This is a genomic window from Variovorax gossypii, assembly GCF_003965815.1.
GTDB classification, from domain to species: Bacteria; Pseudomonadota; Gammaproteobacteria; order Burkholderiales; family Burkholderiaceae_C; genus Variovorax; species Variovorax gossypii.
The window spans coordinates 274,366-291,790 of the sequence record NZ_RXOE01000004.1; the positions used below are offsets into that span (position 1 = coordinate 274,366).

11 protein-coding genes are annotated in these 17,425 nt (G+C 66.0%); 1 reads left to right on the plus strand and 10 read right to left on the minus strand.

Translation table 11 applies throughout. The features are described from left to right. Nucleotides 1-12: 12 nt before the first annotated feature. Complete coding sequence (locus EJP69_RS18085; RefSeq protein WP_126471877.1) at nt 13-924, minus strand: DUF7832 domain-containing protein; 912 nt, start codon at nt 922-924, stop codon at nt 13-15. Between the two features lie 357 nt (nt 925-1,281). Between EJP69_RS18085 and EJP69_RS18090 the strand changes: the two genes are divergently transcribed. Next, the gene (locus tag EJP69_RS18090; RefSeq protein ID WP_126471879.1) at nt 1,282-1,596 is read left to right on the plus strand and encodes a hypothetical protein; all 315 of its coding nucleotides are present in this window, start codon (nt 1,282-1,284) and stop codon (nt 1,594-1,596) included. Between the two features lie 123 nt (nt 1,597-1,719). Here the strand turns inward: EJP69_RS18090 and EJP69_RS18095 are convergent, their stop codons facing one another. The 9 genes from EJP69_RS18095 to EJP69_RS18135 all read right to left on the minus strand — a co-directional run bounded on the left by EJP69_RS18095 (nt 1,720) and on the right by EJP69_RS18135 (nt 17,415). Next, the gene (locus EJP69_RS18095) at nt 1,720-2,757 is read right to left on the minus strand and encodes a GGDEF domain-containing protein (RefSeq protein WP_170217155.1); all 1,038 of its coding nucleotides are present in this window, start codon (nt 2,755-2,757) and stop codon (nt 1,720-1,722) included. Nucleotides 2,758-2,832: 75 nt separating this feature from the next. Continuing rightward, nucleotides 2,833-4,761: an EAL domain-containing protein gene (locus EJP69_RS18100; protein ID WP_126471883.1), complete on the minus strand. Its 1,929-nt coding sequence runs from the start codon at nt 4,759-4,761 to the stop codon at nt 2,833-2,835. Nucleotides 4,762-5,140: 379 nt separating this feature from the next. Continuing rightward, the gene (flgL, locus tag EJP69_RS18105) at nt 5,141-6,352 is read right to left on the minus strand and encodes a flagellar hook-associated protein FlgL (protein WP_126471885.1); all 1,212 of its coding nucleotides are present in this window, start codon (nt 6,350-6,352) and stop codon (nt 5,141-5,143) included. A 43-nt stretch (nt 6,353-6,395) separates the two neighbouring features. After that, on the minus strand, nt 6,396-8,360 hold the full coding sequence (gene flgK, locus EJP69_RS18110) for a flagellar hook-associated protein FlgK (protein ID WP_093197893.1): 1,965 nt from the start codon (nt 8,358-8,360) through the stop codon (nt 6,396-6,398). A gap of 133 nt (nt 8,361-8,493) precedes the next feature. Further along, nucleotides 8,494-10,209, minus strand: coding sequence for a methyl-accepting chemotaxis protein (locus EJP69_RS18115; protein ID WP_093197895.1), 1,716 nt, complete (start codon nt 10,207-10,209; stop codon nt 8,494-8,496). A 20-nt stretch (nt 10,210-10,229) separates the two neighbouring features. Continuing rightward, nucleotides 10,230-11,948 carry a methyl-accepting chemotaxis protein gene (locus tag EJP69_RS18120; RefSeq protein WP_126472055.1) on the minus strand — a complete coding sequence of 573 codons (1,719 nt, stop codon included), beginning with the start codon at nt 11,946-11,948 and terminating at the stop codon, nt 10,230-10,232. A 58-nt stretch (nt 11,949-12,006) separates the two neighbouring features. Continuing rightward, nucleotides 12,007-14,073: a methyl-accepting chemotaxis protein gene (locus tag EJP69_RS18125; RefSeq protein WP_126471887.1), complete on the minus strand. Its 2,067-nt coding sequence runs from the start codon at nt 14,071-14,073 to the stop codon at nt 12,007-12,009. A gap of 16 nt (nt 14,074-14,089) precedes the next feature. Continuing rightward, nucleotides 14,090-15,790, minus strand: coding sequence for a methyl-accepting chemotaxis protein (locus EJP69_RS18130; protein WP_126471889.1), 1,701 nt, complete (start codon nt 15,788-15,790; stop codon nt 14,090-14,092). A 23-nt stretch (nt 15,791-15,813) separates the two neighbouring features. Then, on the minus strand, nt 15,814-17,415 hold the full coding sequence (locus tag EJP69_RS18135) for a methyl-accepting chemotaxis protein (RefSeq protein WP_126471891.1): 1,602 nt from the start codon (nt 17,413-17,415) through the stop codon (nt 15,814-15,816). Nucleotides 17,416-17,425 lie beyond the last annotated feature (10 nt).

A 17,425-nucleotide genomic window follows, 5' to 3' on the forward strand; every position in this document is an offset into this window, starting at 1 on the left:
CCCCGGCGCGAACTAGGGCTGCTCGGGCCAGTCGACCATGGAATGGATCTCTCGCCTGTTCCATTGCTCCAGGCGTTGCGCATAGCGCGGCCCGATCCGGTCGAAGTTCTCCCAGCCGTCCTGCGTCATCGCGTCGCCCGGCTTGCGCCAGTTGTTGCTGTCGCTGAACGTTTCCTGCGTGTCGAAGAGCGCCGATGCCTTTTCCGGTTCCATCAGGCGGTTCATGTAGGCGTGGCAGAACGCCGCATGCTCGGGGCGCACGTCGTTCTGCCACAGCAGTCCGCCCAGGCTGGAAGACAGGAAAGCCAGCGGCGACAGTTCCCGCTTACGCAGGGCGTCGAGCTGCCCGGCGGCGAGCCGGTCTTGCCGCAGGATGCCGTTCAGCGCACACCAGCTCGCGAAGAAGCCGTCTTCCACCGAATGCTCCGGCTTGCTGTCGGGGTAGATCGTGGCGTAGGTCTCCTCTTCGTCGACGCTCACCAGCATGTGCTTCGGCAGGCCCGCCGAGTTGATCGACACCTTCGCCCGCAGCCCTTCGGCCGGAGGCGGCAGCGTGAAGCGCACTTCTTCCACCGCGCCTTCGACGCGCCGCTTGAAGCGCGCGGTGAGCGCCGCGTCGTCCATCTGCCAGTCGAAGCCCGCCGGCAGCGAGCCGCGATAGTTCGGATAGATGAAGGCAGCGGACACCCAGGTCACCCATTTGCGCCCGTCCTTGCGCGGAGGGAAGTGCGAGCGCGTGGCAAGGTTCATTTCGGCGATGACTTCGATGCCGAGCTTGCGGTTGCCGATGTCGCAACGATTGCCCGGCGTCGCGTTCTTGAAGGGCTTCTTGCCGAGGGCTTGCGCCAGCCGGACAGCGGCGGGGTCGTCGATGCGCTTGCCGAGTGCGTCGAGGAGCAGAGGGGTCAGGTCTTCGGTGGTCATCAGGTCCTGCAGGTTCGATGTTGGAGTCTCGCGCCGGCGGATCTCGCCATTCGCGCGGACCGGGGGATTGTTCCAGCGTCGCGGATACCTGCGTAGATATACTGGTCGCCGTCACGTCGAAAACAGACGTGATCGGGATTGGCGTCCCGCTGAAATCACTGCGACGCAAGCCGCAGTCACCCGCAGGGTCTGCGGCTTCGTCGTTCGTGCCTCCAGTTTTGGCGGCTCGACGGGCGGGCGCGAGCCCGGCCGGTTTCACGCAAGTGGTTTCCCGGTACGCCAACTCGTCGAGCCGCCGCCCTCAATTGGCGTTGAGTGCGGCTGTTTCAGCAAACCGAAATCACTTGGAGGCCATTCATGGCTGCATCTGCTCGCGCATCCGCGCACGTCTCTTCTTTTCCCGAATCGTCCCAAGCCGCCAGCCTTGAATCGCTTGCGCTGCAGGCAAGCGATGAGATCGACAACCTGCACGAGCTGCAACGTGCGTATGCAGGCCTGGAAAAGCTCATCGTTTCGCAGAGCGTGAACGATACGGAAGAGATCCATCCGACTCGCACCGAACTCGGAGCGCTGGTGCGAGTGGTCAATGAGGAATTGAAGCGGCGGATCGAAACGGCCGAATCCGCGCTTCAGTCGTTGCGCTCCGCCTTGAGCGAGAACGGTACGCGATGAAGGCCCTTTCCTTGCGGCTCACCCATTCTTTTTGGGGCCGATGAGACTTGAGCAGCGCCTCCCGCAACACCGTCAGTTCCATCTCTGAAAGGTCAGGGCCTGCGGCCCTGACGAACCGCGAACTCAATCCACGGCACCGTGCTGGACGAACCTGTTCTTGCCCATGCGCTTTGCCTCATAGAGCGCGACATCGGCTTCTCGCATCAGCTCCGGCGGGATGCGATGGCGGGCCACGCCGGAGATGCCCACGCTGACCGTGATGGGCCGGCCCTCGATGCGGACGCCGTGCACCTGATCCAGGATCCGCGCCGCCATCGACCGCGCCTGCGTCGTGCCGCCCCCCGCCAGCATGATGCCAAACTCCTCGCCGCCGAGCCTGCCGAAGGCATTGCCGACCCCGATCTCCCTGAGCACGGCCGCGACCCGCTGCAGCGCCAGGTCGCCGGCCGCGTGCCCGAAGTCGTCGTTGATCTTCTTGAAGTCGTCCACGTCGATCATCAGAAAGCATCCTTCGCCAAGCCGTCCCTGCTCGTGAAGGTTCTGGACGTCGGCCAGGAACTTGCGCCGGTTGCTCATGCCCGTGAGCATGTCCTTGTACGCGAGCTGTTCGAGCTCCTGCCGCAGTTTCAGGCTCTCGCGATGCAGCGTCGCGAAGATGACGTTCATGATCAGCCCCATCGTGATGGTTCCGCAGGGCATCAGCAAGCTCCAGCCGGCATCCAGGCCATGGGGAGTGCCTAACCACTCGCCACCTCCCAAGATGAGCCATGCACCCGAACTCGCCAGCGCCGAGACACTCAACCGGGAGAAGAGCGGCGCGCCCATGATGGAGACGATCACGCTCATGGACACCGCCCACACTTCGCGATCGGGGCTCTGCGACATGAGAATGGAGAACCCCAGGCACAGCAGCCATACGGTGATGATCGAGAAGAACGAAAGGAACCTGGTCGCGCAGCTTCCGGCGATGGACAACGCGATGCAGCATGCGAGCAGCACCAGGTGCCAGGTCACGTACTGGTAACCCGGGTCCGCGAGCCACCACGCAGCGCCCCAGAACATGAATCCGATCGCCTGGGTAGCCACGGAGATCGGCTTGATGAGCCGGAAGAAGTCTCGCAGCCGTGCCTGCTCGTCGATGGATGGAGAAAAAGCGATCATGATCCGAAACCTGCAACCTGGTGCTACGCGCATGGGCGCTCCGGTGGGGCATGGAGTGGTGACAGCCTTTTCTTCTCAGATCCGATCCGGCCTCGGGCTCTTCAGTGCCCCGTCCACGCGGAACGCAGCTCTGCGACGAGCCATCCGGATCAGGTCATCCATCGGCACCGCTCTCGAGAAAAGATACCCCTGGCCGAAGAGCACGCCCATCTCCAGCAGAAGCGTCGACTGGTCTTCGGTCTCCACGCCCTCGGCCACCAGCGTGGCGTTGTAGCGCGTGGCGCTCTCGAGCGCGAGCGACACGGCTTCGCGCATGCGCGGCTGGTCGATCCTGGAGATCATGCTGTGGTCGATCTTCACCTCGGTGAACGGGATGGTCGCCAGGGTCGTCAGCGCCGAGTAGCCGGTGCCGAAGTCGTCGAGCGAAAGACCGACGCCGGCGCCTTGCAGCACGGCGATGTTGGTGCGCACCGTTTCCACGTCCGGCACGTGGCCGCTTTCGGTGATCTCGACGTACAGCAGCCGCGGCGGCACGTGCAGCAGTTCGAGGAACGACAGCACGCGGTCGCCGAAGAGAGGAAGCGTCAGCGTGGTGGCGGAGATGTTGACGGAAAGAGGTATGGGGCAGCCGGCGGCCAGGCACCTCTGGATGTCGCGCCCGACGACCTCCAGGGTGCACCACTCGAATTGCGACAGGAGCTGATGGCGGGTCGCGATCTCGATCACATAGGGGGGAGGCAGCAGGTTCCCGTTCACCGGATGCGCCCGCAGCAGGGCCTCCGCCCCGCAGACATGGCGCGTCAGGAGATGGAACTTGGGCTGGTACTGCATCGGCGGGCTCGCGGTGCGGATCCAGTCGATCAGCAGGCGCCGCACATCCTCGTCCTTGTCCGCCTGCTCGGCGAACGACTCGTGAAAGTAGCGCACCATCTGCTCGTTGCTCTGCAAGGCGAAGTTCAGGTCGCGCAGGATCGAGGCGGCGTTCGCCTGCGAATTCATCCGCACGTTGGAAACACCGATGCGCAGCTGCAGCGACACATAGGCCGCATGAGTGGCCCGCAGCGCGGCCACCGCTTCCGCCTGCACCTTCGACGCCAGCTGCTGCTGCTCCATCCATTCCAGAGAAGTGTCCTGCAGCACGACGGTCAGCGACAGGTCGTTGAGTTGAAAGCACAGGGGGTGGAATGCCTCGACCAGCTGGCTCGCCTGCCCCTGGGTCAGGGCAACGGAAAGCTGCGCCCAGAGGTGGTCCGTCCAGTCATGTCCGAGCGCGCGGGCCATCTCGGCGAGGTTCGCGACCTGGAAGGTCATCAGCACGTGCTGCCTGCCGTCGGCGGCCAGCAGCCTTTCGAGGAGCTCCCCGAGCGCGCGCCGGTTGGGAAGCCCGGTCAGCAGGTTCGTGTGCGACGCGGCGAATGCGCGGGCGCGGGACTCCCGTTCCCTGGCATCGCTGCGCAACAGGGCCAGCACGCAGGCGATGATCATCAGCGACAGGCCGCTGCTCAAGGCGTGCAGCACCAGCACCCTGGCGTTGACCATGGGAGGAACAAGCTGGAATGCATAGATGAGGCTTATCGAGAGCATGGTGAACGCGACACGTACGAGCCAGGCGCTGCCGATGTCACGCCAGCCGAAGGACGTGATCGGCCTGCGGCCCAGGCGGTAGTGCATGAAGATGCCCCCGCCGACCATCAGCGTCATGTCCAGCAGGAACGCGGCTGCCTGGTGGGTTCCGCCGAACAGGAGCCTGGCGCCCACGATCAGCGTCCAGCCGATCGCGCCGCCGCGCAGGCCGCCCAGCATTCCGGACAGGAAGAGCAGGTCGGACCCGAGGTACGGCTTCGACGGCAGGTTCATCAGCTGGAACGCCATCCCCAGCAGGACGAACCCGGTCAACCCCACCGTCCAACCGTAGAAGGTTGCCCGGGAATGCAGCATTGCTTCGGACGACTTCGACACCATGAGCACCAGACTGAAGACACCCAGCAGCGCTGCGGCCTGCATCAGGAGGATGGGGTAGTTGGCCACCTCCACCTTCCACACGGAAAGAACGAATTCCCACACGCTCGTACTCCCAGGTTCTCGCGTCGCGCTGCCGGCACCTACGCGAACATCTACAGGCTTTCAGGCTGTCGTGGCGAATCTCGCCCGACTTCCTTTCATCCGGCATCCGGCGGCAGGGCATCGCGCAGCGGCCTGCAAGCGGCATCGACGATCTGGGAGTAGTAGTTGTCTCGTCGCCCCTGGAACCGCCGGCCTTGCGCGAATGCCGTGTCCGGAATCGGAAAGGAGATTCACGGTCCATCGGGAAGCCCTGGGCGATCAGAGGTGGATTCCGCCCGCCGCGGAAACCGGCGGCCCCTCGGGCCGCCGCGTCCTTCCTCTAGAGGTAGTTGAACAACGAAATGCTGTTGAGCCGAGCAAAGGTCATCTGCGTGGCCTGCAGCGAGGACTGGCGCTGATAGAACTCCGAGATCGCGGTGTACGGGTCGAGGTCTTCGATGGAAGACAGGTACGACTCTTCCTGCAGCTTGCGGTCCGCTCCGCCCGAATCCAGCGAATCGATCTCGGCCTGCCGCGATCCGACCGACGACAGCACCGTCAGCACGTTGTCGTGCGCGTTCGTCACCTTCACGTTGGCCGTGCTCAGCGCGTTCTGCAGCTTCGCCTGGGCGGCCGCGCCGCCGCCGGTCAGCGGCGTGCGCAGCGCGCTCACCAGTTCGCCGATGGCCGCGAACACGTCGGTGCCCGCGTTCTTCGCGGTCGACACGTCGAAGCTGTCGCCCGCCGCCGGCTTGCCCGTGATCTTGACCTGCACGCCGCCGAAGCTGATGGGCGTGTCGGGCGAGAAGGTGCCCGTGGCCGCGACCACCGGGGGGGTGTCCTTGGTCATCACCGTGTAGTCGGTGGCGGTGAAGGAGATGGTGAAGTCCTTGCCGTAGTTCGGCGCGGTGGCGTCGGTCGCGCTGACGGAGCCGAACACGCCGGTGCCGGTGTTGGCGGGCGCGCCGGACGCCACGTAGCCTGCGCTGCCCTGCACCGACTGGAAGACGGTGCGGCCGTCGTCCGAGGTGGGCATCTGCCGCGCCACGTCGACCTGCATCAGCCGCTGGCCCTGGTCGCCCACGTACTGCAGGCTGCCGCCGGCCGCGGCCACGAAGGGCGGCGTGCCGCTCTTGAAGCCCGCGAACAGGTACTGGCCGTTGCTGTCGGTGGAGTTGGCGATGCCCACGAGCTGGTCGTAGCTGCTCTGGATGGCGGTGGCGATCGATGCGCGGTCGGCATCCGACAGCGCGGCGCCGCCGGCCTGCACGGTCAGGGTCTTGATGTTCTGCAGGATCGAGGTCACCGAGTCGAGGGCGTTCTCCTCGTTGGACAGCGACAGCGACGCGCGCTGGCGGCTGGTGGCGTACTGCGAGATCTCCGAGAGCGTCTGGCTCACGCCGAGCGCGCGGGCCGCGCCCACCGGGTCGTCGCCGGCCGAGAGGAACTTGGAGTTGGTGGCCAGCTGCTGCTGGACCTTGAACAGCTTCTGCTGCTGCTGGCCCATGGCCAGCACGTTCTGATCGTAGAAGGATTGGGTGCTGATGCGCATCGCTTTGCCTTGACTTTGTGGATCTTCCGGACGAGCTCCGGGCTCAGCGGCCGATGCCGAGGATGGTGTCGAAGATGGTCGAGGCGGTCTGGATCACCTTCGCGTTGGCCTGGTACATCTGCTGGAACATCAGCAGGTTGGCGGTTTCCTCGTCCTGCACCACGCCCGAGATGGAGTCGCGGCTGGCCTTGATCTGGCTGGTGACGCTGTCCTGCGTGGTGGCGGCCACCTTGATGGCCATGGAGCGGTTGCCGACTTCGCTGACGATCTGCGAGTAGGCGCCGTTGAAGGTGGCCGTGCCGTTGGCCATCAGGGTCTTGCGCTGCAGCGCGCCCAGCAGCAGCGCGTTGCTGCCGTCCGACACGCCGGAGGTGTTCTTGCCGATGGTGAAGGTGTCGCCATTCGAGGGCGCGCCGGTCATGGTGACGCTGACGCCGTCGAAGCTCATCTTCGCGCCGGCGGTGTAGGGCACGGGCGCGCCGGCCGCATAGGTGGTGCTGGTGCCGTTGGCCAGCGTGACGGTCACGGCCGAGGTCGCGGGAAAGCCCGTCAGGCTGCCGGTGGCGGCGTCGTAGCTCAGCGTGAGGTTCGCGGCCAGCGGCGTCGCGGGGTAGCTCGCGTCCACGGTGGCCGCGCCCAGCGCGCCGGTTCCCTTGTTGCCCGCGGTGTTGCCGGTGACGATGGGCGATGCCGCCGCCACCTTGGAGGGGTCGAGCGTGACCACGTCGAGGTCGCGCGCGCCAGTGCGCGTGGGCTGGATCAGGAACGAATCGCCGGCCTGCGCGGTGCCGCTGGCGGCCGCGAGGCTCACGCCGTCGAAGGTGATCGGGAAGGTGGTGAACGCGCCCATCGACTGCTTGTCCGACAGGCGGGTGACGTTGTAGGTGAGCGTGCCGGCCACGTTGGTGACTTCCACGCTGTAGTCGCTGGTCGTGAGCTGCGAGGCGTTGGAGATCGAGGCGCCGATCTCGAGGTTGCCCGTGTTCTTCGCGTTCGAGAGCGCCGCCGGCGTGGCCTGCGTGAAGAAGTCCTTGCCCAGCGCGCCGCTCAGGTCCACGCCCAGCTTGTGCTGGGCGTTCACCGCGTCGGCCACCGACATGGCGAGCCGGCCGATGGCGTTCTGCGTGGGAATGAGCGTGTCGCGGCGGAAGGACAGCAGGCCGCCCAGCACGCCGCCGGTGATGACGCCGTCACCCAGCTCGGCGGTGCTGCCCGCGAAGCCCTGCAGCGCCACGACCTTGCGCGACGGATCGGCCGCGGAACTCACGGCCGCCATGGTGGACGCGTAGTCGCCCACCACCAGCGACTGGCCGGAGGCGATGAACACGTTGTACTTGCCGTTGTCCTGCTGCAGCACCTTCACGTCGACGATCTGGCTGAGGTCGCTCACGAGCTGGTCGCGCTGGTCGAGCAGGTCGTTGGGCGGCTGGCCGCCGGCCATGGCGCTGATCTGGCTGATCTGCTGGTTGAGGCTGGCGATCTTGCCGGCGTAGGTGTTGATCTGGTCCACGCTGCCGACGATCTGGTCGTTGATCGAGGAGTTCAGGTCGGACAGGTACTGGTCGGTCGAGCGGAACTTGCCGGCCAGCGCCTGCGCCGAGCTGATCATCTGCTGGCGCGCGGCCGGGTCGGCCGGCGTGTTGGCAACGCCCTGGATGCTGGTGAAGAAGCTCTGCATCAGCGGGGCGATGCCCGAGGTCTTGTCGGCCAGCAGCGTGTCGATGCGGCTGACCTGCGTGCCGTTGGTGGCGAGCGCGGCCGAGGCCGACTGCGCCATGGACAGCTGCGCCGTCAGGTAGCGGTCATAGCTGCGCGAGACGGTCGTGACGTTGGCGCCCGAGCCGATGAAGCCCGAGCCGCTCGAGATGGCGCCGCCGGTGGCGATCTCGGCCACCTGGCGGCTGTAGCCAGTGGTGTAGGCGTTGGCGGTGTTGTGGGCGGTGGTCATCAGCGCGGTGCGCGCGACGCCGAGGCCGCTCAGACCCGTGTAGAACAAACTTCCGGACATATGGCTTTACCTGTCGATGAGGTGTGTGAGTTGCAGTGGCATCGATCGCTCGATCATCTCGATCGTCTCGATCACATCGATCCGATGCGATGCCTTGGTGTCTATATCGGCAGGTGCCGCCGAAAGTTGAGTGTCAGAACTCGGTCCAGTCGCCCTTTGCGTCGCCGGCCATGGCGAGTTGCGGCGCTGCCTTGGACTGCTGCCGCGTGGGCAGGGCCTTGGCGGGGCGCTTGGGCGCGGGCTTGGCGGGCTTCGGGATCGGGGTGATGCGCGTGAAGCCGGGGCGCGTGGTGGCAACGGCGTTGGCGTCGAGCTTGAAGACGCTGACCGCGCGCACGAGGCTGCTGGCCTGTTCCTGCAGCGACTGGGCTGCTGCCGAGGCTTCTTCCACGAGAGCCGCGTTCTGCTGCGTCACCTGGTCCATCTGCGTGATGGCCTGGTTGATCTGCTCGATGCCCGAGGTCTGCTCCTGGCTTGCAGCTGTGATCTCGCCCATGATGTCCGTCACGCGCTTGACGCTGCCCACGATCTCTTCCATCGTGCGGCCGGCTTCTTCGACCTGCTTGCTGCCCTCTTCGACCTTCTCCACCGAGTCGCCGATCAGCGTCTTGATTTCCTTGGCTGCAGCAGCGGAGCGTTGAGCCAGGCTGCGGACTTCCGAAGCCACCACGGCAAAGCCGCGACCTTGTTCACCTGCACGTGCGGCTTCGACAGCAGCGTTCAGCGCCAGGATGTTGGTCTGGAAGGCGATGCCATCGATCACACCGATGATGTCGACGATCTTCTTGGACGAAGCATTGATGGAGCCCATCGTGTCCACCACCTGGGACACGACGTTGCCGCCCTTCACGGCCACTTCGGAAGCCGAGACCGCAAGCTGGTTCGCCTGCCGTGCGTTGTCGGCGTTCTGCTTGACCGTCGAGGTCAACTCTTCCATCGAAGCAGCGGTCTGCTCCAGCGAGCTCGCCTGCTCTTCCGTACGCGACGACAGATCCTGATTTCCCGCCGCAATCTGCCCCGAGGCGGTGGCGATCGTGTCGGTGCCCATGCGCACCTCGCCCACCACCTTCGCCAGGCTGGCATTCATCTCGCGCAGCGCATGCATCAGCTGCCCTGTCTCGTCGCGGCTCTGCACCACGATGTTCGCGCTCAGGTCGCCGGCGGCCACCGTCTCGGCCACCTCCACTGCGTGCCCCAGCGGGCGCACGATGCCCCGCGTCAGGCGCCACGCGAACAGAGTGCCCAGCACCAGCGCGATGGCCGACAGCACCAGCAGCGTGGTCTCGCCGTTGGAGTGCTCGGCCTCGATGTCCCGTGCAAGTTCGTCGATGCGGTCGCGCTGGTACGACGCGATCTTGGCGACGGCTTCCTCGTAGACGGCGAGCGCGGCCGCGAACTGGGTGTCGGCCAACTCCATGGCCTCTTCGTTCTTCCCTTCGGCCTTGAGCTTGTTGATCTTGCCGATGATGGACAGCACGAGCCCGCGCGGCTCGGCCACGCCGGCATACAGCTTCTTCTCTTCCGGGGAACTCAGCAGCTCCTCGAGCTTCTTCTGCACCGGGTTGATCAGCGCCGACTTGTCGGCCCGGGCCTTCTCGAAGTAGGCGACGACCTTGGGGTCGGTGGCCTTGACCATCGCGAAGGAGTTGGAGATCGCCGGTCCGAGCAGCACGGACCACTGGTTCGCCAGCCGCTCCTTGACCAGGGCGTGCTGCATCACTTCTTCGGTGGCCTTGCCCACGCTCGCCAGGCGCAGCACGCCGGTGGCGGCGATGACCGCCATCAGGAGCAGCACCAGCGCGAAGCCGAGGCCCAGTCGGGTGCCGATTTTCAGGTTGCTCAAGTTCATTTGACTTCCTTCTCCGGTTTTCAGAATTCCGTCCAGTCGCCCTTGGCGTCTCCAGCCATGGCGAGCTGCGGTGCAGCTTTCGGCTCCTGGCGCTTCGGCAAGGCCTTGGCCGGGCGTTTCGGGGTGGGCTTTGCAGCCTTGGGGATCGGCGTGATGCGCGTGAAGCCCGGACGCGTGGTCGCCATGGCGTTGGCATCGAGCTTGAAGATGCTCACGGACTGGACGAGGGTGCTGGCCTGTTCCTGCATGGATTGGGCTGCTGCCGAGGCTTCTTCCACGAGAGCCGCGTTCTGCTGCGTCACCTGGTCCATCTGCGTGATGGCCTGGTTGATCTGCTCGATGCCCGAGGTCTGCTCCTGGCTTGCAGCGGTGATCTCGCCCATGATGTCCGTCACGCGCTTGACGCTGCCCACGATCTCTTCCATCGTGCGGCCGGCTTCTTCGACCTGCTTGCTGCCCTCTTCGACCTTCTCCACCGAGTCGCCGATCAGCGTCTTGATTTCCTTGGCTGCAGCAGCGGAGCGTTGAGCCAGACTGCGGACTTCCGAGGCCACCACCGCAAAGCCGCGACCTTGCTCGCCTGCGCGTGCGGCTTCGACCGCTGCATTCAGGGCCAGGATGTTGGTCTGGAAGGCGATGCCATCGATCACGCCGATGATGTCGACGATCTTCTTGGACGAGGTGTTGATCGCGCCCATCGTGTCGACCACTTGCGAGACCACACTGCCGCCCTTCACTGCGACTTCCGAGGCAGACACAGCCAGCTGATTGGCTTGCCGCGCGTTGTCCGCGTTCTGCTTCACCGTCGAGGTCAGCTCTTCCATCGACGCGGCGGTCTGCTCCAGCGAGCTCGCCTGCTCTTCCGTACGCGACGAAAGATCCTGATTCCCCGAGGCAATCTGCGCCGATGCCGTGGCAATCGTGTCGGTCCCCGTGCGTACCTCGCCGACGATCTTCACGAGGCTGTCGTTCATGCCCTTCAATGCATCGAGCAGCTGCCCGGTCTCGTCCGTCGTGTGCGCCTCGATGCGGCTGGTCAGGTCGCCCGAAGCGACAGACTGGGCCACCTTCACGGCTTCTTCCAGCGGCCGGGCGACGATGCGCGCGATCCACAGCGCCAGTCCGAGGCCGAGCGCCACGGCGCCCAGCAGCAGGCCGATCACCCACAGCCTGGCCTGCGCATGCACGGCGTCGGCTGTCTGGCCCGCGCGGACGGCGCCCGCCAGGTTCACCTGCGTGAGCTTGTCCAGCGCGGCGTTCATCTCGCGGCTGAGCTGCAGCGACTTGCCGCGGATCATGTTGCTCACCTGGTCCGTGTCCTGCGTGTGGGAAACGGCAACGATCTTCTTGTGCTCCAGCTCGTACTGCGACAGCAGCTTCGCGAACACCGGGTAGACCTCGCGCTCCTCGGGCTCCGAGATGAGCGCCTCGTATTCGGCGCGCTTCTTCTGCAGCGCTGCCCACGAGGCGTCCATCGCCTTCTCGTACTCGGCCATCTCGTTGAACGAGCCCGACAGCGCGTGTGCCATCTCCTGCGTGCGGAAGCCCGACACCATTCCCTTGAGCTCGAGCAGCGAGCGTGTGGCCGGCAGCCAGTTGGTCGAGAGGTCAGTGGACATCTCGTGGACCTTGCCCAGCTGCATCACGGAAATCACGCCCAGGCAGGCCGTGAGCACGAGGACCGCGACGAACGACACAAGAAGCTTGGTCGCGATCTTGAGGTTGTAGAAGGTTTTGATGATCTTTCCTTGGGGGGCCGCAGCCCGATAGCGTGTGTTGTTCGGGTCCTTGCCGGGTTCAGAACTCGCGCCAGTCGCCGGCACCGGCACTGGCACCGGCACTGGAGACGGCCAGCCGCGGTGCCGCGGCAAGCGACGGCTCGACGCGCGCGGGGCGCCGCGGTTCTTCGTCCAGTTTGAAAATGCTGACGGCCTGCACGAGGCCGCCGGCCTGTTCGCGCAGCGACTGGGCGGCCGCCGAGGCCTCCTCGACGAGCGAAGCGTTCTGCTGCGTCGCCTCGTCCATCTGCGCGATGGCCTGGTTGATCTGTTCGATGCCGGAGGTCTGCTCCTGGCTCGCGGCGCTGATCTCTCCGATGATGTCGGTCACGCGCCGGACGCTGCCCACGATCTCTTCCATGGTCCGTCCGGCCTCGCCCACCAGGGCGGTGCCCGCGTCGACCTTGCCGACGGAGTCGTCGATCAGGCCCTTGATTTCCCTGGCAGCGGCGGCCGAGCGCTGGGCGAGGCTTCGCACCTCGGATGCGACGACAGCGAAGCCCTTGCCCTGCTCGCCGGCACGCGCGGCCTCGACCGCCGCGTTCAGCGCGAGGATGTTGGTCTGGAAAGCGATGCCGTCGATCACGCCGGTGATGTCCACGATCTTCTTCGACGAGGCATGGATCGAGGCCATGGTGTCCACCACCTGGCCGACCACTTCGCCGCCCCTTAGCGCCACCCCGGAGGCCGACAGCGCCAGCTGGTTGGCCTGCCGCGCGTTGTCTGCGTTCTGCTTCACCGTGCCGGTGAGCTCTTCCATCGATGCCGCAGTCTGCTGCAGCGAACTGGCCTGCTCTTCGGTGCGCACCGAGAGGTCCTGGTTGCCGGCCGAGATCTGGCCCGAGGCGGTGGCGATGGCATCGGTGCCGGCGCGCACGCCGCTCACCACGCCGGCCAGGCTCCGGCGCATGCTTTCCACGGCGCGGGTGATCACGCCCATCTCGTCGCGGCGGTCGGAGGCCAGCTGCCGCGACAGGTCGCCGCGGCCGAGGGCCTGCACGTGCTCGCTGAGCAGGCCGAGCGGCCGCACCGTGCGGCGGATGAAGACAATCAGCGCGACGCCCAGCACCAGGGCCGCCAGCACGATGCAGGCGCCGATCCAGGCCATCTGGCGATAGAGCACCGCCAGCACTTCCGAAGCGGGAAACTCCGCCACCGCCAGCCAGCCCGCCGCCTCGCTCCTGGCCACCGAGGCATAGCGCCGGTTGCCGTCGCCCGAGGCGAGCACCGGGCGCGCGTCGTCGATCCATGTCGCGTCTGCAGCCGAGATCCGCGAGAGCCAGCCTGCCGATGCGCCTTCGGGCATGAACTCGGCCAGCTTCCTGCCGGCCGCCGTCGGATGGAAGACCAGCGTTGCCGCGCCGGCGGCGCCCGCGGGGTCGACGATGTAGAGCCCGCCGGTTTCGAAGATCCGCGTTCCGCTCACGGCTTCGCCGAAGGAGGCCTGCTGCCGGGAAATGTCCAGGCCGATGTAGAGCACCGCCACGACGCGGCCCGCCGCGTCGCGCACCGGCTCGTAGACGGTCATGTAGGGACGCCCGAAGAGCGTGATGCGCCCCACGAAGCGCTTGCCCTCGCGCAGCATGGGGTAGGCCCCGCTCTTGCGGTCCAGCAGCGTGCCGACGGCGCGCTCGCCGTTCTCCTTCTTCACCGAGGTGGTGACGCGGCGGAAATCGTCGCCCTGCGCGATGAACACGGTCGCATTGGCGCCGGGGAAGTCGCGCGCGAAGGCATCCACCTCGGCGATGCGCGCTGCGTCGATGGGCGTGCCGTCGCTGCTCAAGGTTCCCTGCCCCGCGCTGTCGAGCACGAAGCTGGACGCGAACTGGCGCCGGAAGACACCGAAGGCGTTCTCCGCCGTGAGGCGCATGGTCTGGTCGAAGATGTCCAGCGAACGGGCGATGGCCTCGGCCTTCGCATTGGCGTACTGGGCGGCGCTGCGCTTCTGCTGCGCGGAAGCCATTGCGTAGAAGACCGCCAGCACCAGTGTCGCCACCAGCAGCATGCCGCCGGCCGCGGCCAGGGTCATGGTGCGGGCCAGCGGAACGAAGGCGTGTTCGCGCTTCGCGGGGTTCGCGGTATTCATGAAGAAGGCTCCCGGCTCAGAACTCGCGCCAGTCGCCGGCACCTGCACCGGCGACCGCCAGTTGCGGCGTCGCGGGCAGCGATGGAGTGGCGCGCGGGAGGGCTGGCGCTTCGACCTGCGCACGGGACGCGGCTTGCTGGTCTTCGCCCAGCCTGAAGATGCTGACTGCGCGCACGAGGATGCCGGCCTGCTCCTGCAGCGACTGGGCTGCAGCCGAGGCTTCTTCCACGAGGGCGGCGTTCTGTTGCGTCACCTGATCCATCTGCGTGATGGCCTGGTTGATCTGCTCGATGCCCGAGGTCTGCTCCTGGCTCGCCGCGGTGATCTCGCCCATGATGTCGGTCACGCGCTTCACGCTGCCCACGATCTCTTCCATCGTGCGGCCTGCTTCTTCCACCTGCTTGCTGCCCTCTTCGACTTTCTCCACCGAGTCGCCGATCAGCGTCTTGATTTCCTTGGCTGCAGCTGCGGAACGCTGAGCCAGGCTGCGGACTTCCGAGGCCACCACGGCAAAGCCGCGACCTTGCTCACCAGCACGTGCAGCTTCGACCGCCGCATTCAGCGCGAGGATGTTGGTCTGGAAGGCGATGCCATCGATCACGCCGATGATGTCGACGATCTTCTTGGACGAAGCATTGATGGAGCCCATCGTGTCCACTACCTGGGACACGACGTTGCCGCCCTTCACCGCGACTTCCGAGGCAGACACGGCCAGCTGGTTCGCCTGCCGTGCGTTGTCCGCGTTCTGCTTGACCGTCGAGGTCAACTCTTCCATCGAAGCAGCGGTCTGCTCCAGCGAACTCGCCTGCTCTTCGGTTCTGGAAGAGAGATCCTGATTCCCCGAAGCAATCTGGCTCGACGCCGTGGCGATGGTTTCGCTCGAATCCTTGATCTCCACGACGATCGACGTCAGCTGCGACTGCATCTTCTGGATGGAGCGCAGCAGGCTGCCGTCGTGCGCAGCGTCGGCCTCGACAGCCAGCGACAGGTCGCCGCCGGCGATGCGGCCGACCACGTCGGCGGCGTACTGCGGCTCGCCGCCGAGCTGCCGCCCCATCAGGCGCGCCACCAGCACACCCAGCCCGACGCTGACCACGATGCCGGCCAGCGCCAGCCCGAGCATCGTCAGTCTGGAGGTCTTGTAGGTTCCGTCGGCCTGCGCGGCGCGTTCGCGTGCAAGGTCCTTGCTGTAGGCGACCATGCGCTGGAGCACTTCCTCCAGCCCGCGCGATTCCTTCAGCAGGCGCGCGCTGTCCTCGGTCACCTGGTTGTCGAACTGGGAGCTGTCCAGCGGCTGCTTGTTCAGCAGGGCCACGAAGTCGTTCATGTGCGCCGTCAGCGGCCCGATCAGCCCCTCGAACTGGCCGAACAGCTTCGCGCCGTCCTCGGTCTCGCCGAAGAAGGACTTGACCTCGGCGGCGCGCGCCGAAAGGCTCTCGATGGATGCTTTGACCTCGTTCGCGCCCGCGTTGCGCTCGCCGCGCGTGCCGGCCGACAGCAGCGTCATCTGCGCGCGGCTGGCGTACAGCAGGCGGATGTTGGCGTCCTGTACGGCCTGCAGGGCGCGAAGCTCGTTGGCATAGAGCGCCTCGGTCGATGCGCTGATGCGCCCCATGTGAAAGATGCCGAGCGCGCTCACGGCGGCGCCGATGGCCGCGACCACGAGAAAGCTGATGATCAGCCGGACGGTGACGCGAAGATTCTGGAACCACTGCATTGTGTTGCCTTCCGTTTCTTCGCTCATGCCGCCGACGCTGCGAAGGTCAGTCGATGCGACTGATCTTCGGCATGGCCGACTCCGAGGCGGAACACGCCGACCACCTGCGAGAGGCTTCCGGCCTGCTCACGCAGCGACTGGGCTGCTGCCGAGGCTTCTTCCACGAGGGCCGCGTTCTGCTGGGTGACCTGATCCATCTGCGTGATGGCCTGGTTGATCTGCTCGATGCCCGAGGTCTGCTCCTGGCTCGCCGCAGTGATCTCGCCCATGATGTCGGTCACGCGCTTCACGCTGCCCACGATCTCTTCCATCGTGCGGCCTGCTTCTTCCACCTGCTTGCTGCCCTCTTCGACTTTCTCCACCGAGTCGCCGATCAGCGTCTTGATTTCCTTGGCTGCAGATGCGGAACGCTGAGCCAGGCTGCGAACTTCCGATGCCACCACGGCGAAGCCGCGACCTTGTTCACCTGCACGTGCGGCTTCGACAGCAGCGTTCAGCGCGAGGATGTTGGTCTGGAAAGCGATGCCGTCGATCACGCCGATGATGTCCACGATCTTCCTGGACGAGGTGTTGATCGCCCCCATGGTGTCGACCACCTGGGACACGACGTTGCCGCCCTTCACGGCCACCTCGGAAGCCGAGACCGCGAGCTGGTTGGCCTGCCGCGCGTTGTCCGCGTTCTGCTTCACCGTCGAGGTCAGCTCCTCCATCGAAGCAGCCGTCTGCTCCAGAGAACTAGCCTGCTGCTCCGTACGCGAAGACAGGTCCTGATTGCCCGAGGCGATCTGCCCCGAAGCCGTCGCGATGGTCTCGGTGCCCGTGCGCACCTCGCCAACCACTTTCGCCAGATTCGTGTTCATGTTCTTCAGCGCCTGCATCAGCTGGCCCGCCTCGTCGCGGCTGCGCACCTCGATGTTCGCGCTCAGGTCGCCCGCCGCAACCGTCTCCGCCACCTGCACGGCCTGTGCCAGCGGGCGCACGATGCTGCGCGAGATGAAGAACGCGAAGACGCCGCCGCTGACAACGACCAGCACGGTCAGCAGCAGCTGCAGGTTGAAGCTGCGCGTATTGGCCGCGTCGATGGCCTCGCTCATGTCGTCGATGGCCTTGCGCTCCAGCGACAGCAGGTCCAGCACGCGGGTTTCATAGGCCTTGGCGGCCGGCTGGAAGACTTCCTTGAAGACCCGCGCGGTAGCCACCGTGTCGCCACCCGCCTTGGCCTTTCCCACGTCGTCCTTCGCGGCCTGGTACTTCGCGCGCAGCTCGATGATGGACTTGAGGATCGCCTTCTCCTCGTCGGTCACCAGCAGCTTCTCGACCTTGGCGATGGTCTCGCTGCCCTTCTTCACGCTGTCGGAAATGACGTCGGCGAACACCACCGGCAGGCTCTCGTCGGTGGTGCGGGCGATCATCGACGTGCGGGCGATGGCCGAGTAGGTCAGCACGTACCAGTCGGAGATCAGCCGCTCCTTCGCGAGCGGGCTGCGCATCATGACCCGCGTGGCCTCCGCGTTGCTGCGCGCGGAGACCAGCGCGATGGCGGTCGAGACCACGGTGAGGCCCAGGACGATGGCGAAGGCCAGCGCCAGCCGGTTGCCGATGCGAAGGTTGGAGAGGAAGTTCATGGTGCAGGCG